We start from the raw sequence: 13,955 nt of genomic DNA on the forward strand, positions 1-13,955 counted from the left end.
AAAATAACACCCAAAAGAGCGAGTATTCCGCCCAAAATAGAAGCTAAAGAAGGGACTTCGTGAAGCCAGAAAAATGCGATGATAAGGGCAAAAACGGGTGTAATATAAAGAAAAGCAGATACTTCTGCAGCAGAGTTCATTTTCAGCAGGGCATAGGTCCAGAGCAAATAAGCCACTGCTGCCGGGAACACCCCGAGATAGATTCCTTCCAGAATGGCAAAATACGGAGCTGACTGTACAGAATGTATCATGCCGGGAAAATAGAAAAGCAGGAAGACGGAACCTGTAATCATGGTGTATGCCGTTACCTCAAGTGCTGAATATTTTTCCAGAAGTTTTTTCTGAAATATAACATAGATACTTCCTGATATTGAAGCCAATATAATAAGCAGAGTTCCCGGATTCAGCTTTCCGAAACCTGCCTCTGAAAAAGAAATTAGCGCAATCCCTGCCAAACTGATGATAAGTCCTGCCCAACCTCTGGAAGATAAGGGTTCATTTAGAAATATTATGCCCAAAATAGCTGTAAAGACGGGGATGGTGCTGATTAAAAAACTGGCAGTTCCTGCCATGACTGTTTTTTCACCGAGGTTCAGGCAGAAATGATAAATACTGATGCCAATAAATCCTGCAAGGAAAAATGTACCCCAGTCTTTTCTTTCAGGTAATTTGGATTTTTTCAGGGAAAGGAAGAAAAATAAAATAGCAGATGCAGATAAAAACCTCAATAGGGCCAGTTCACCGGCTGAAAAATAGCGGACTGAAGAACGGATGGCTGAAAATGCAGAAGCCCAGAGCAAAACAGAAAACAGTAGTACGACATAAACATAGGCAGGTATTTGTTTTTTTGCTTTCATCCGATTAATAACATGGAAGCAAAAGTATGTATTTATCGGGAAGTCAGTGTTTATATTTGTTTTTCATCTGATCGAGAATGATATGTATTTCATCTGAGTTAGTTGCCTCCATCAGCCTGATTTTTAATTCTTTACAGCCTTCAATTCCCTTGAAGTAAGGTTTGTAATGTTTTCGCATTTCCATGATTGCCTGTCTCTCACCTTTCCATGTTGCTGATTGTGTAAAATGTTTGCGGCACACTTCAACCCTTTCTGCCAAATCGGGTCTGCTCAAAATTTTTCCTTCTTTAAGGTATGTGCTGATTTCCCTGAAGATGAAAGGATTTCCGATAGCTGCACGTCCGATCATGACTCCATCCACATAATATTCTTTGATCATTTTTTCAGCATCAAAAGGACTTTTAATATCTCCGTTGCCAATGAGGGGTATCTTAAAACGTTGGTTTTCTTTTATTTTCAAAAACCATGACCAATCGGCATGGCCGGAATAAACCTGAACAGCCGTCCGGGCATGAAGGGCAATGGCTGCAACCCCGGAATCCTGAAGTTTTTCACAAAGATTAACAATATCAATACTTTGGCTGTCCCATCCGAGGCGGGTTTTAACGGTTACAGGTTTTGATGTTTTTTTGACAATCATTCCGGTAATCCTGACCATTTCGTCCTGCTTCAGGAGAAAAGCTGCTCCGGCACCTTTCCTGACAATTTTTTTAACCGGACAACCAAAGTTAATATCAATGATTTCGGGGTTCGCCTTTTCTATCATTTCTACAGCTTCGAGCATACTTTTTTCATCGTGTCCGAACACCTGAATAGCCACCGGCCTTTCTTCAGGGAAAATATCCAGTTTGATCAGACTTTTTGAGGCATTCCTGATCAGGCCATCTGAAGAAATGAATTCACTGTAAACCATATCGGCTCCCATCTGACGGCAGATAATCCTGAATGGCGGATCACTGACATCTTCCATGGGTGCCAGCACGACCGGTGGGTCCGGAAATTGAAGCTGCCCGATTTTTATCATGAACGAACGAAATGAAAGAATTTCGAAATTTCTGCAAAAATCAGTAAAAATGAATGATGTATTCATCGGAAAATGAACAGAAAATCGGTCTTGTCAGTTTTGCCGGGAGAATGTTGGCTGTATGATGCTTTTCTTGGGTAAGATTTAACATAATCCCCAAAAAAGAAGCATTTTTGCATTCACTTAAAAAAAGCATTTATGCCTGAAATTCTGATAATTGATGATGAAAAAATCATTCGGGAGACCCTGCGTGATATACTGGAGTATGAAGGATATAAAATAGATGAAGCTGAAGACGGTATTCAAGCCATTGAAAAATTCAAGAAAAAGAAATATGATGTGGTTCTTTGTGATATAAAGATGCCCCGTATGGATGGACTTGAAGTACTGGAAATGGCACAGGGAATCAATCCCGATATACCTGTCATCATGATTTCAGGGCATGGAACAGTTGAGATAGCGGTGGAAGCTACCCGGAAAGGCGCCTTTGCTTTTATTACCAAACCACCCGACCTGAACCAGATGCTGGTACATATCCGCAATGCCATCGACAGAACTGAATTGGTTCAGGAAACAAAGTCCCTGAAAAAGAGGATATACAAAACCCGCGACATTATCGGAGAATCACCGGCTATTCTTCATATCAAGGAAACAATCGACAAGGTTGCTCCTACTGAAGCAAGAATATTGATCACCGGAGGTAATGGTACCGGTAAAGAGCTGGTTGCACGTTGGATACATGAGAAAAGCAACCGGTCGGCAGGGCAACTGGTAGAGGTCAACTGTGCAGCCATACCTTCCGAATTGATTGAAAGTGAATTATTTGGGCATGAGAAAGGCTCTTTTACATCTGCCATCAAGCAAAGAATCGGGAAATTTGAATTGGCCAATGAAGGGACTTTGTTTCTGGATGAGATTGGAGATATGAGCCTTTCAGCACAGGCAAAGGTGTTACGGGCTTTACAGGAAAAAGTCATCACGCGTGTCGGAGGCGAAAAGCCCATTCCTGTCAATCCAAGGGTCATTGCAGCTACCAATAAAGACTTGCTGAAAGAGATTGAAAAGGGAAATTTCAGGGAAGACCTTTATCATCGCCTCAGCGTTATTGTCATCAGGGTTCCGTCACTGAATGAGAGGGAAGATGATATTGTATTGCTTGCCGAGCGGTTTTTAACCGAGATTTGTCAGGAACATGGTATTGCCGAAAAAAAGTTTTCTCCCGAAGCACTTTCTGAACTGAAAAAAATAACATGGACAGGAAATGTCAGGGAACTACACAATGCGGTTGAGCGTATGGCTATCCTGTGTGGCAGGCAGATCACGATGGATGACGTTCACTTATATGCCCAGCCCATACCCCGTGCCGATATCAGTAAAGAGCTTGATATTGTAAGCTTTAAGAGACTTAAGGATTTCCTCGAGCAGGCAGAAATGTTTTTTTTGAAAGAAAAACTTAAACTTTATAACTGGGATCTGGATAAAACCTGTAGCGAAATAGGTCTTACCCTGCCGGAGCTGAATCAACTCACTCAAAAATACAACCTTTATAAAAGTACTTAAATATGAACGCACAATCCATAGCAACAAAAACATGGACAGAGATTGAAGCTGAATCTTCGTGGTCTATTTTTAAGGTCATGGGAGAATTTGTCAAGGGATATGAAACACTGAACCGTATTGGCCCTTGCGTAACTATTTTTGGTTCTGCACGGACACAGCCTGATAACCAGTATTACCAGGCAACTGTTGAAGTGGCTGAAAAACTTACCCGCCTCGGATATGGAATTATTACCGGAGGAGGTCCCGGTATTATGGAAGCGGCCAATAAAGGCGCTAAAAATGCAGGGGGTAAATCAGTCGGATTGAATATCATCCTGCCTCATGAACAGAAGTTTAATGAGTATATTGATGCCGATAAACTGATCAATTTCGACTACTTTTTCGTCAGAAAGGTCATGTTTGTGCGATATGCCCAGGGATTTGTCGTGATGCCGGGTGGCTTTGGCACACTGGATGAGTTTTTTGAAGCTATTACCCTCATTCAGACTAAAAAAATCCAGCCTTTCCCGGTGGTTCTTTTTGGAAGCGAATACTGGAAAGGCCTGATTGACTGGTTTGAAAAAACAGTTCTTCATGAAAATAATATTTCCCCTGAAGACCTGAAATTATTCACTGTAACAGATAATACGACTGAAGCCGCTTTTTTTATTGATGAATATTACAGAAAATCAATGCTGAAACCTAATTTTTAGTTAATGAAGAAAAGACAAAGTATTGTATCCATCGTATCAAAACGTGAATTTCCGGGAAATTATATTCTTTGGGAAATACGTCCACCTGAAAAACTTGAATTTATTGTCCCCGGACAGTTTATAAGTGTTTTGGTGGAAAACAACCCCAAAGTATTTCTCAGACGTCCCTTTTCGATTCATCAGGTTGATTATCATTCAAATACAATTTGGTTTCTGATGAAAATGGTCGGAGAGGGTACCCGCTCTCTCGGATCACTCAGGGAAGGCGATCACATGGATATACTATATCCTCTGGGCAACGGATTCAGCTTAATTGAAAATGCAAACGTATTGCTTGTTGGAGGGGGATATGGAATAGCACCGCTGTATCATCTGGCAGAAGAGCTGATTCAGAAAAATACTCAGGTAACCTTTTTATTCGGAGCAAAAACAAACACTGACCTTATTTTGAAAGAGAAATTTGAAAAACATGGGAAATTAATGATAACCACTGAAGACGGAAGTGAAGGCTTTAAGGGAATGGTAATATCGCATCCTGTCTTAAGCCATCCGGAAAATAGAATTGATTTTATTTACACCTGCGGACCTGAAGCCATGATGTTTGCGGTAGCTGATATTGCGCTTAAACACAACATTGATTGCGAGTTATCGCTTGACCATGTCATGGGTTGCGGAATAGGGGTATGCCTGAGTTGTGTGGCAAAAACCGTCAGAGGGCACGAAACAAGCTGTATTCACGGACCTGTTTATAATTCAAAAGATTTGGTATGGTAGATTTAAGGGTAAATCTGAACGGACTGGAGCTGAAAAATCCGGTTATGACTGCCAGCGGAACCTGTGGTTTTGGTGAGGAACTGGTTGATTTTATGGATGTTTCTGCTCTCGGAGCCCTGGTGGTCAAAGGCACAACCCGTGAAAAAAGGGAAGGAAATCCCTATCCGCGAATTGCCGAAACGCCTTCCGGGATGCTTAATACCATTGGTTTACAAAACAAAGGTATTGATTATTTTGTCAATGAACTTTATCCTCGCATTTCGCACCTGAACGAACATATCATTGTCAATGTCTCGGGTTCAGTGGTGGAAGACTATGTTTATGTTTGTGAGCGGCTGGCCGATTTGCCCCGGTGCACGGCTGTTGAAGTCAATATTTCCTGCCCGAATATCAAGGAAGGAGGGTTGGCATTCGGAACATCCTGTCCGGCTGCTGCTCAGGTAACCAAAGAAGTCAGAAAGGTATGGAAACGACATATGATGGTGAAGTTGTCTCCTAATGTTACAAGCATTGCCGATGTTGCTATGGCAGTGGAGGCAGAAGGTGCTGATTCTGTATCGCTTGTAAATACTTTCCTCGCCATGGCTATTGATGCAGAAACCAGAAAACCGGTATTATCGACCATTACGGGTGGATTGTCGGGCCCTGCCATCAAGCCGATTGCTTTACGTATGGTCTGGCAGGTTCATCAGGCGGTAAAAATTCCGGTAGTCGGCATGGGAGGTATCATGAATGCACGTGATGCTGTGGAGTTCATGCTGGCTGGTGCTTCTGCCGTTCAGGTCGGGACAGCTACTTTTATTGATCCTGCTTCCTGCATTAAAATCATCTCAGGATTGGAGGAATATTGCGAAAGACATGGATTTTCTTCCGTCTCCGCTTTAACAGGTGCGCTTGAATATTGACACCTGCTTATTAATCGACATTATCACTCAGAAAGGAATTTTCTTCCTTTAATTCCGGCCCTTTTTCGGCATCATCATCAAGTACAAAACGCGATATTTCTATCTCATCAGCGGATGGAACATCGGTCAATGTTACTTTCTTCCTTAGATAGGCAGGGATGGTTTCAATTTTTTCAAAATATGCCGGATTCTTTAAATCAGGAAGTGATTGGGTATCTGCCTGTTTGGGCTTTTTAATATATGGATCAGGGGTTTTATCAAAGTTGAGTTTCAGTTGTTCAAATTTTTTCTCCTGCTCTTCATCTTCCAGAATAATTATTTCATCTTCATCCTCATCAATTGGGGGTTCAGACTTTTCTGTTTCCTGAAGCTTAGGTTTTTCGCTGATAACCGGCTCTTCTTTTGGGGAATCTTTTGTCCTGCCTTCCAGAGATGTGGCGATAAGGGTAACGGATAATGCTTTGCCAAGTGCGGGATAGTTGCAATATCCCAGTTTCATATCTACTTCATTTCCAACCTCCTGGCGAATATAATCTGTGATTTTGGTTACTTCTTCCACCTGAATCTCTTCTTCACCATAAGAGAGGTTGAGGAGTATATGCTGAGCACCACGGATATCTTTTTCTTTCAGCAGCGGGGAGTTTAATGCAGCTTTTACAGCTTTGGTAGCCCTGTCTTCTCCTTCTGCCTTGCCATTACCCATGATGGCCGTACCACTGTTTTTCATAATGGCTTTGACATCTTCAAAATCGACATTCATTTCACCCGGAACCGTGATAATTTCAGCAATACCTTTTGCAGCAGTTGCCAATACATTGTCGGCATGAGAAAAAGCTTTTGTCAGCGGAAGTCCGTTGAACATTTCAAGCAGTTTTTCGTTCCGGATAATCAGGAGGGCATCCACATATTTCCGAAGCTCTTCAATACCTTCTTCAGCGGCTTTTATGCGTTTAGGCCCTTCAAACTGAAAGGGGAAAGTAACAATGCCAACCGTCAGTAAGCCCATTTCCTGCGATAACTGTGCAATAACCGGAGCAGCACCCGTACCGGTACCTCCGCCCATTCCAGCTGTAATAAAAAGCATTTTAGTATCCCCACCAATGGCAGCTTTAATTTTTTCAATGTCATCCAGGGCAGCACGTTTCCCGATTTCCGGGTCTCCGCCTACGCCTCTTCCGGCAGTGAGTTTACTGCCTATCTGTATTTTTCCTGCAACCGGACTTTTTTCCAACGCCTGATTATCTGTGTTACAAACAAGAAATTCAACGCCTGTTATACCTTCTTTAAACATATAACTCACTGCATTGCTCCCGCCTCCACCTACTCCGATAACCTTGATAATGGAGGTTTCATCTTTCTGGAAATCAAAATTTAGCTTTACCATAATTTTTCTTTTTCAGTTTTTAAAATCTTCCTGTCCGTCTTTCAGCCACTCCTTTATTTTTGAGGCAATGGACGAAAAACCACTTCTTCTGATAGGCTGATTACCCTTTTCAATTTCTTTAACCTCTTTTTTGGCGTTCTTCAGGGCAAAGAGCATTAAGCCTATACCAGTAGAATAAACAGGACTATTAATATCTTCTATAACCCCTTTTGCCAGATATTCGGCAGGATAACCTAATCTGACATCAATACCCGTACGGTATTCAACAAGCTGAGGCAGGTGTTTGAGCAAGGCTCCTCCTCCGGTCAGCACTATTCCGCCCTGTAATTTTTTCTCATATCCCGAACTTTTGATCTGAAAAATCACATGATCAAAGATTTCTTCCACACGTGACTGAATGATTTTAGCCAGATTTACGCTGGATATTTCCCTCGGTGGACGATCTTTCAGCATGGGAATAGAGATCCGGACATTTTGTTTGGCTTCGTTGGCAAGGGCCGAACCAAATTTGATTTTTAGCTTCTCAGCCTGAGAATAAAGTACATTACACCCGATTTTTATGTCATTGGTAATGACTTCGCCACCAAGCGGAATGACAGCAGTATGCCTCAGTATATTGTCCTGAAATATAGCAATATCAGTTGTTCCGCCTCCAATATCAATCAGTGCGACACCGGCTTCTTTTTCTTCTTCGAAAAGGACAGCCTCAGCAGAAGCCAGAGGTTCGAGAATAGTGTCTATTTCAGTCAGGTTGGCTTTGGTGATACATCTCGAAATGTTTTTGGTGGCAGTGGTCTGGGCGGTAATGATGTGAAAATTGCCTTCAAGCCTGACACCGGCCATTCCTATCGGATGTTTTATACCCCTTTCATTATCAACGATATAGTCCTGCGGAATGACATGGATTATTTCTTCTCCCGGGTCGAGGGCTACTTTATGCATATCGCTCATGAGCCTGTCAATGTCTTCCTGTGATATTTCGTCTTCGGCATTGTTTCTGGTAATCTGCCCCCTGTGATGCAGACATTTCACATGCTGACCGGCAATACCGACATAAACCGACTTGATATCCACATTGGCCATATTGGCTGCTCTTTCTATCGCAAAACGGATAGCTTCCACTGTGCGGTCAATGTTAATGACGATACCCCTGACTACGGCATCTTTTGAGGGCGCTGTTCCGTATCCAAGAATGTTGAGCTTATTCTTGTCCACCTGTTCACCGACCAATGCTGCTATTTTGGTAGTCCCGATGTCTAATCCGACTATTATTTCCCTGTTACTCATGGTTTTTAATTTACTACTATTTGTTTTTCAAATCTTAAATCAACTTTTTTATAGTTTTTCCAGCCTTCAGCCGGAATTATTTTTTCGTAAAAAATTTTCAGTTTTCTGAATTTCTTATCGAGGTTTTCAATCTTACCTAATAAAATTTCAAAATTTCCTATCCTCGGAATGATGGTTATTTCTTTGTTGAAATCTACATAAATCTGTCCGGTAAGAGAAGACAGAAATTTGTCGTTGCTGATAAAAGTGGCAAGTTCGAAAAGTTTTTTATCATAATCCGGATAGGTGGAAGTCGAATAGGTATGTCCTGTCGCAACGGGTACTTTGGGAGAAAATTTGGGAGAAATGCCCATTTTTTTCCCTTTTTCATCAATATAATAATTTTCGTTATAGACAGACATAATTCTGATGATTGGTTTTCTGAAACTTAAGTCCACAAATATATTTCCTTTCAAATCATTGTAAATATCCACATTATCAACAAGGCTGTTATTTTTTAGAAATTTTTCGAGTAAATAAAAGTTTGTTTCACTGATTGGCTGATTTTTAAATGCCCTGCCGTTTTTTTCAGTCAACATGGCAAGGATGTCATTTTTATCGAGAAAACGAAGTTCATCTTCATTTTCTATGTTGATTATCAGATTAGAGCAAAGTATTTTACTGACCGATCTGCTGGCAAAAGATGCAAAAAAGAAAAAAGCTGCTACAAACAGCATCGGAAAGAAATAATTTCGGATGAGAAATTTTATGTCAAGCCATATTTTCTTAAAATCAGCCATTTTTCTGAAGAATGTTTTTAATCGGTTCAACCAGACGGTCAATATCGCCAGCGCCAAGGGTCAGCAGAACACCTGAGCTGAAATCAGCCAGTAATTCAGGCAAATACTCTTTACTGACAAGCATTTTGTTTGGATTATCAATCATTTCGAGGAGCATATAAGAGCTGACACCTTCAATGGGGCTTTCACGGGCAGGATAGATGTCGAGCAGGATGACTTCATCGAGCCAGGCAAGACTTTGGGCAAAGCCGGTAGCCAGGTCGCGGGTGCGGCTGTACAGATGAGGCTGGAAGATGCCGGTTATTTTTTTATCAGGATATAAAGCTCTGGCTGTTTCAATGGCTGCTGTCAGTTCGGTCGGATGATGGGCATAATCATCGATAAAGACTATTTCTTTGCTTTTCAGAATAAATTCAAATCGCCTTTTTACCCCGCAAAAGCTTTCTGCAGCCTTCTTTATGGTTTTTTCTTCAATTTCCGTCAATGAAGACAGAACACCCATGGCAGCCATGAAATTGAAAATATTGTGGTAGCCGGGAACACCCATGCAGATGTTTGTTAAAACCCTTTCTTTTATCCGGCAGTCGAAAGTGAAGCATGCATCTGAAATCCTGCTTTTTTCAATACTAATATCACATTTATTGTCGTTTCCGTAGGTAATCATGGCGGATATACCTTCAGGCTTTGGCAGGTTGACCATGTTTGATTTTACAAGTGTTCCATTCTGTTTTATTTTGTGCGTAAACTGAATGAAGTTATTTAGCAACTCATTTTCATTACCATAAATATCCAGATGGTCGGGTTCGGCAGAGGTAACAACCGCTATATCAGGATTAAGCTGAAGAAAACTTCTGTCATATTCATCAGCTTCAACTATCATGATCCGGCAATCTTCCCTTTCCGGTTTCAGGTAATTGCTCTTATAATTGACAGAAATACCGCCCAGCAGGGCTGCACAGTCAATTCCGGCAGTACGCAGGCAATGGGCTATCATCCAGGAGGTGGTTGTTTTCCCGTGAGTGCCAGCCACTGCAATGGTAAATCTGTCTTTTGTGATCCAGCCCAAAACTTCTGCCCGCTTGGCTACCTTGAAATCATGGTCTTTGAAATAGTTTAGAATAATGCTGTCGGAGGGGATAGCAGGGGTATAAACAACCAGTGTGTTTTCCGGATTTTGACGAAATGCTTCCGGAATAGTGGAGATTTCATCTTCATAACTTACCGGAACATTCAGTTTTTCAAGATTCTGTGTAATGTCAGAAGGCGTTTTGTCGTATCCGGCAATTTTTTTCCCGTTGTCTAAAAAAAATAGTGCCATAGCCGACATACCGATACCGCCTATTCCTGCAAAATATATCCGTTCAAATTTTTCCAGATTCATTTCTTTTCTATAAGATTTACAATAACTTCTGCAATTTCTGCCGTTGATTCCTTTCTTGAAAACTGACTGATATTCTGACTGAGTTCATTGAGAAGCTTTTCGTTATGTATTAATTCTGTAACGACAGTTCCAAGTTTTTCGACAGCTTCCTTATCGGTAATCAGAATAGCGGCCTGTTTTTCAACCAGTGCCATGGCGTTTTTTGTCTGGTGATCTTCAGTAACATTGGGAGACGGGATAAGGATAGCTGGTTTTTCCATGACAGCCAGCTCCGAAAGCGTAATGGCACCAGCCCTGCTGACAACAAGGTCGGCTACTGAATAAGCTTCAGCCATTTGCTGGATAAAGGGAGTCAGGAAAAGCCCGGAAGGAATGGATGACTGAAATTTTTCCATCAGCTGATGATGGTATCTGCCTGCCTGCCAGATGATCTGAATTTCAGATTGTAAAAGCTTTTCATAACATCGGAGCAGAGCTTCGTTGATGGTTCTTGCTCCAAGGCTTCCGCCAAGTACCAGAAGAGTTTTTTTCCCGGACGTCAGGCTGAATAACTGATAATACTTGTCTTTGTTATGAATATCGAGCCTGATGTCGTCTCTGACAGGATTTCCGGTGATGATAATCTTGCCGGAAGGGAAATATTTTTCCATGCCGGAATAAACGGTACAGACCCTGTCAACTTTTTTTGCAAGCAGTTTGTTCGAGATACCCGGGAAAAAGTTCTGCTCCTGAATAATAGTCGGGATTTTTAAAACAGAGGCAATATAAAGGAGGGGGAAACTGGCATAACCTCCGGTACCGATGGCAATATGTGGTTTAAATTTTTTCAGGATGAAATAGGAACGCAGGAAACTGTAAATCAGCTTAAGCGGAAGAGTGATATTTTTCCATAAATCATCCCGCTGAAATCCGCTTATCCAGAGACCTTTTATTTCATAGCCTTCGAGAGGAACTTTTTCCATCTCCAGCTTTCCCAAAGCTCCGACAAACAAGAATTTTGAATTGGGATAAAGAGATCTGAGCTTGTTGGCGATAGCGATAGCAGGGAAGAGGTGTCCTCCGGTTCCTCCACCGCTGATGATAAAACGGTACATCTTACTGCTATCGGTTTTATGGTTCATGCGTTCATTTCTTTTTGTACGTTTTCAATATTTTCTTCAATATACCTGCTGACGCTCAGGATAATGCCAAGTGAAATACTGGTAAATAAAACGGAAGTACCGCCAAGGCTGATCATTGGGAGGGTCAGTCCTGTAACGGGCAACAGGGTGGTTGAAACGCCCATATTGATAAATGCCTGAAAAACAAGGCTCATACTCAGCCCGACAGCCAGCAATGCCCCAAATGCATTCGGGGATTTTATCACAATTCTGATGGAGCGAAAGAGCAGCCACAAATAAAGTAAGATGATGATGAAAGCTCCGATAAATCCCCATTCTTCCGTAATAATGGCAAAAATAAAGTCGGAATAGGGGTTTGGCAGAAAATTTTTCTGCACACTGTGACCGGGGCCTTTTCCGAAAATTTCACCGTTGGCGACCGCTATTTTTGCCTGAATTTTCTGGTAATCGTCTCCTCCCTTGCCCGTAAAACTTTCAATACGGTTTTGCCAGGTGGTGATTCGTCCGGGAGATCCAAGTTTCAGCGATAGAAAAATGGCTAACGCACCAATGATGAGTACTGAACTGATAAACAGGCTGATATGAAGAAAACTGACCCTGCCGATGATCATCATGATAATACCTGAAGCAAAAAGCAGTAAAGCAGTTGACAGGTTAGACGGAGCTATCAGTCCGCAAACCAGTAAAATAGGAAGGGCCAATGGCAGAAATCCTTTTTTAAAATCTTTAATTTCTTTTTGCCTTTTTGAAAGCATTCGGGCCAGATACATTATGAGGGCAAGTTTGGCCAGGTCTGAAGTCTGAAAAGTCAGGTTGGTGCCCGGAATGACCAGCCACCTTCTCGCATCATTGATCGAAGGGCCTATAAACAAAGTCAAAACAAGCAACGGAATGGAAATAATCAGCAATATCTGGGCAAGACGCGAGAAATAGACATAATTGATGAGATGAGTGCCGTACATAAAAAGCAGGCCGATTAGGATAAAAACCAATTGCCGGAAAAGATAATATTCTGTATTTCCGCTGTACTTGATATAAGCAATCGTACCTGACGAACTATAAACCTCCATGATGGAAATGGCTGTCATAATAAATACAATCAGCCAGATATGGACATCACCGCGTATTCTGGACAATAACCAGTTCATCTTTTATAAATTTCTGACTGCTTCTTTGAATTGATTTCCACGGTCTTCATAGTTTTTGAACAGGTCGAAACTGGCACAGGCAGGAGAAAGTAACACCACATCCCCCGGATCGGCAACTTTGTATGAAATTTCAACCGCTTCCTGCATGTTGTCGGTTTCGAATATCAAATCTACATAGGGGCTGAAAAAATCGATGATTTTGCTGTTGTCAAGCCCGAGGCAGACAATGGCTTTCACCTTTTCTTTCACTAAATCGAGCAATTCAGCGTAATTGTTGCCTTTATCAATTCCCCCGGCTATCCAGACTACCGGATGTACCATCGACTCAAGGGCATACCAGACGGAATTGACATTCGTGGCTTTCGAATCATTGATGAATTCTTTTCCGTGTACTCTGGCAACAAATTCAAGCCTGTGTTCGATATTTTTGAACCCTGCCAGAGCTTCTCTGATGTCTTCATCTTTGATATTCAGGGCTTTTGCGGCTGCTGAAGCTGCCATTGAATTATAACGGTTGTGCGTACCAACCAGTGATAAAATGTTCATATCTATACTTGTTTTAACTTGTTTACATGGTTTGACAATGATTTGATTTTCTTCTGTATATACACCTGTTTCAGGTTTGAATTTCATAGTAACCGGAAGCCTGACCGCCTGATTGTTTTTCAGCTCCCCGATGAAATCCATGCTGATTTTATCATCTGCATTGTAAATAAAAAAGTCGTTTTCAGTTTGGTTTAATCCTATTTTATATTTCGACCTTGCATATTCTGCAATATCGTAATGATAGCGGTCAAGATGGTCGGGAGTAATATTCAGCAGGACAGCAATATGACATTTGAAATCAGCAATATCGTCAAGCTGAAAACTGCTCAGCTCCAATACAATGTAATCGTATGTTTTTTCAAGCAGCAGGCGGGCAAAACTTTTTCCTATATTTCCACCCAGCCCTGCATTTAATCCTGCTGTTTGCAAAATATGATAAATCAATGAGGTAGTGGTTGTTTTTCCGTTTGAGCCGGTAATGCCGATAATTTTTGCAT

13 protein-coding genes are annotated in these 13,955 nt (G+C 41.6%); 4 read left to right on the forward strand and 9 right to left on the reverse strand.

Going from position 1 to position 13,955, the window contains the following annotated elements:
- Together GX437_03135 and dusB are read right to left on the reverse strand one after the other, a co-directional pair.
- A partial coding sequence (locus GX437_03135; protein NLJ06646.1) for a DMT family transporter occupies positions 1-857 on the reverse strand: 857 nt, incomplete at its 3' end.
- A gap of 43 nt (positions 858-900) precedes the next feature.
- A complete protein-coding gene (gene dusB, locus GX437_03140; protein NLJ06647.1) occupies positions 901-1,881 on the reverse strand; it encodes a tRNA dihydrouridine synthase DusB in 981 nt (326 codons plus the stop codon).
- Between the two features lie 198 nt (positions 1,882-2,079).
- Here dusB and GX437_03145 point away from each other — a divergent pair, with 198 nt between their 5' ends.
- The 4 genes from GX437_03145 to GX437_03160 are packed head-to-tail and all read left to right on the forward strand — an operon-like array spanning position 2,080 to position 5,812.
- Positions 2,080-3,441: a sigma-54-dependent Fis family transcriptional regulator gene (locus GX437_03145; GenBank protein NLJ06648.1), complete on the forward strand. Its 1,362-nt coding sequence runs from the start codon at positions 2,080-2,082 to the stop codon at positions 3,439-3,441.
- 2 nt (positions 3,442-3,443) lie between these two features.
- Positions 3,444-4,133, forward strand: a complete 690-nt coding sequence (locus GX437_03150) for a TIGR00730 family Rossman fold protein (protein ID NLJ06649.1) — start codon at positions 3,444-3,446, stop codon at positions 4,131-4,133.
- 3 nt (positions 4,134-4,136) lie between these two features.
- Positions 4,137-4,907, forward strand: a complete 771-nt coding sequence (locus tag GX437_03155) for a dihydroorotate dehydrogenase electron transfer subunit (protein NLJ06650.1) — start codon at positions 4,137-4,139, stop codon at positions 4,905-4,907.
- On the forward strand, positions 4,901-5,812 hold the full coding sequence (locus GX437_03160; GenBank protein NLJ06651.1) for a dihydroorotate dehydrogenase: 912 nt from the start codon (positions 4,901-4,903) through the stop codon (positions 5,810-5,812). Before GX437_03155 ends, GX437_03160 begins: the two co-directional genes overlap by 7 nt.
- A gap of 10 nt (positions 5,813-5,822) precedes the next feature.
- On the opposite strand, the gene ftsZ is transcribed toward GX437_03160, so the two are convergent.
- From ftsZ to murD, 7 genes are all read right to left on the reverse strand, one after another.
- Positions 5,823-7,196, reverse strand: coding sequence for a cell division protein FtsZ (gene ftsZ, locus GX437_03165; GenBank protein ID NLJ06652.1), 1,374 nt, complete (start codon positions 7,194-7,196; stop codon positions 5,823-5,825).
- 12 nt (positions 7,197-7,208) lie between these two features.
- On the reverse strand, positions 7,209-8,483 hold the full coding sequence (ftsA, locus tag GX437_03170; protein ID NLJ06653.1) for a cell division protein FtsA: 1,275 nt from the start codon (positions 8,481-8,483) through the stop codon (positions 7,209-7,211).
- Positions 8,484-8,488: 5 nt separating this feature from the next.
- On the reverse strand, positions 8,489-9,262 hold the full coding sequence (locus GX437_03175) for a hypothetical protein (protein ID NLJ06654.1): 774 nt from the start codon (positions 9,260-9,262) through the stop codon (positions 8,489-8,491).
- On the reverse strand, positions 9,255-10,643 hold the full coding sequence (locus tag GX437_03180; GenBank protein NLJ06655.1) for a UDP-N-acetylmuramate--L-alanine ligase: 1,389 nt from the start codon (positions 10,641-10,643) through the stop codon (positions 9,255-9,257). Before GX437_03180 ends, GX437_03175 begins: the two co-directional genes overlap by 8 nt.
- Positions 10,640-11,737 (reverse strand): undecaprenyldiphospho-muramoylpentapeptide beta-N-acetylglucosaminyltransferase, encoded by a 1,098-nt coding sequence (gene murG, locus GX437_03185; GenBank protein NLJ06656.1) that lies wholly within the window; start codon positions 11,735-11,737, stop codon positions 10,640-10,642. Before murG ends, GX437_03180 begins: the two co-directional genes overlap by 4 nt.
- Before the next feature lie 23 nt (positions 11,738-11,760).
- A complete protein-coding gene (locus GX437_03190; protein ID NLJ06657.1) occupies positions 11,761-12,912 on the reverse strand; it encodes an FtsW/RodA/SpoVE family cell cycle protein in 1,152 nt (383 codons plus the stop codon).
- Between the two features lie 3 nt (positions 12,913-12,915).
- Positions 12,916-13,955 (reverse strand): UDP-N-acetylmuramoyl-L-alanine--D-glutamate ligase (gene murD / locus GX437_03195; GenBank protein ID NLJ06658.1); only part of this gene is annotated, 1,040 nt, incomplete at its 5' end.

The sequence above is a fragment of the Sphingobacteriales bacterium genome (assembly GCA_012517435.1).
In the GTDB taxonomy this organism is placed as follows: domain Bacteria; phylum Bacteroidota; class Bacteroidia; order CAILMK01; family JAAYUY01; genus JAAYUY01.

Coding starts and splice junctions, on each gene's coding strand:
- GX437_03150 (NLJ06649.1), top strand. CDS start 3,444: ATGAACGCACAATCCATAGCAACAAAAACATGGACAGAGATTGAAGCT.
- ftsA (NLJ06653.1), bottom strand. CDS start 8,483: ATGAGTAACAGGGAAATAATAGTCGGATTAGACATCGGGACTACCAAA.
- dusB (NLJ06647.1), bottom strand. CDS start 1,881: ATGATAAAAATCGGGCAGCTTCAATTTCCGGACCCACCGGTCGTGCTG.
- GX437_03145 (NLJ06648.1), top strand. CDS start 2,080: ATGCCTGAAATTCTGATAATTGATGATGAAAAAATCATTCGGGAGACC.
- GX437_03155 (NLJ06650.1), top strand. CDS start 4,137: ATGAAGAAAAGACAAAGTATTGTATCCATCGTATCAAAACGTGAATTT.
- murG (NLJ06656.1), bottom strand. CDS start 11,737: ATGTACCGTTTTATCATCAGCGGTGGAGGAACCGGAGGACACCTCTTC.
- GX437_03175 (NLJ06654.1), bottom strand. CDS start 9,262: ATGGCTGATTTTAAGAAAATATGGCTTGACATAAAATTTCTCATCCGA.
- GX437_03160 (NLJ06651.1), top strand. CDS start 4,901: ATGGTAGATTTAAGGGTAAATCTGAACGGACTGGAGCTGAAAAATCCG.
- GX437_03180 (NLJ06655.1), bottom strand. CDS start 10,643: ATGAATCTGGAAAAATTTGAACGGATATATTTTGCAGGAATAGGCGGT.
- GX437_03190 (NLJ06657.1), bottom strand. CDS start 12,912: ATGAACTGGTTATTGTCCAGAATACGCGGTGATGTCCATATCTGGCTG.
- ftsZ (NLJ06652.1), bottom strand. CDS start 7,196: ATGGTAAAGCTAAATTTTGATTTCCAGAAAGATGAAACCTCCATTATC.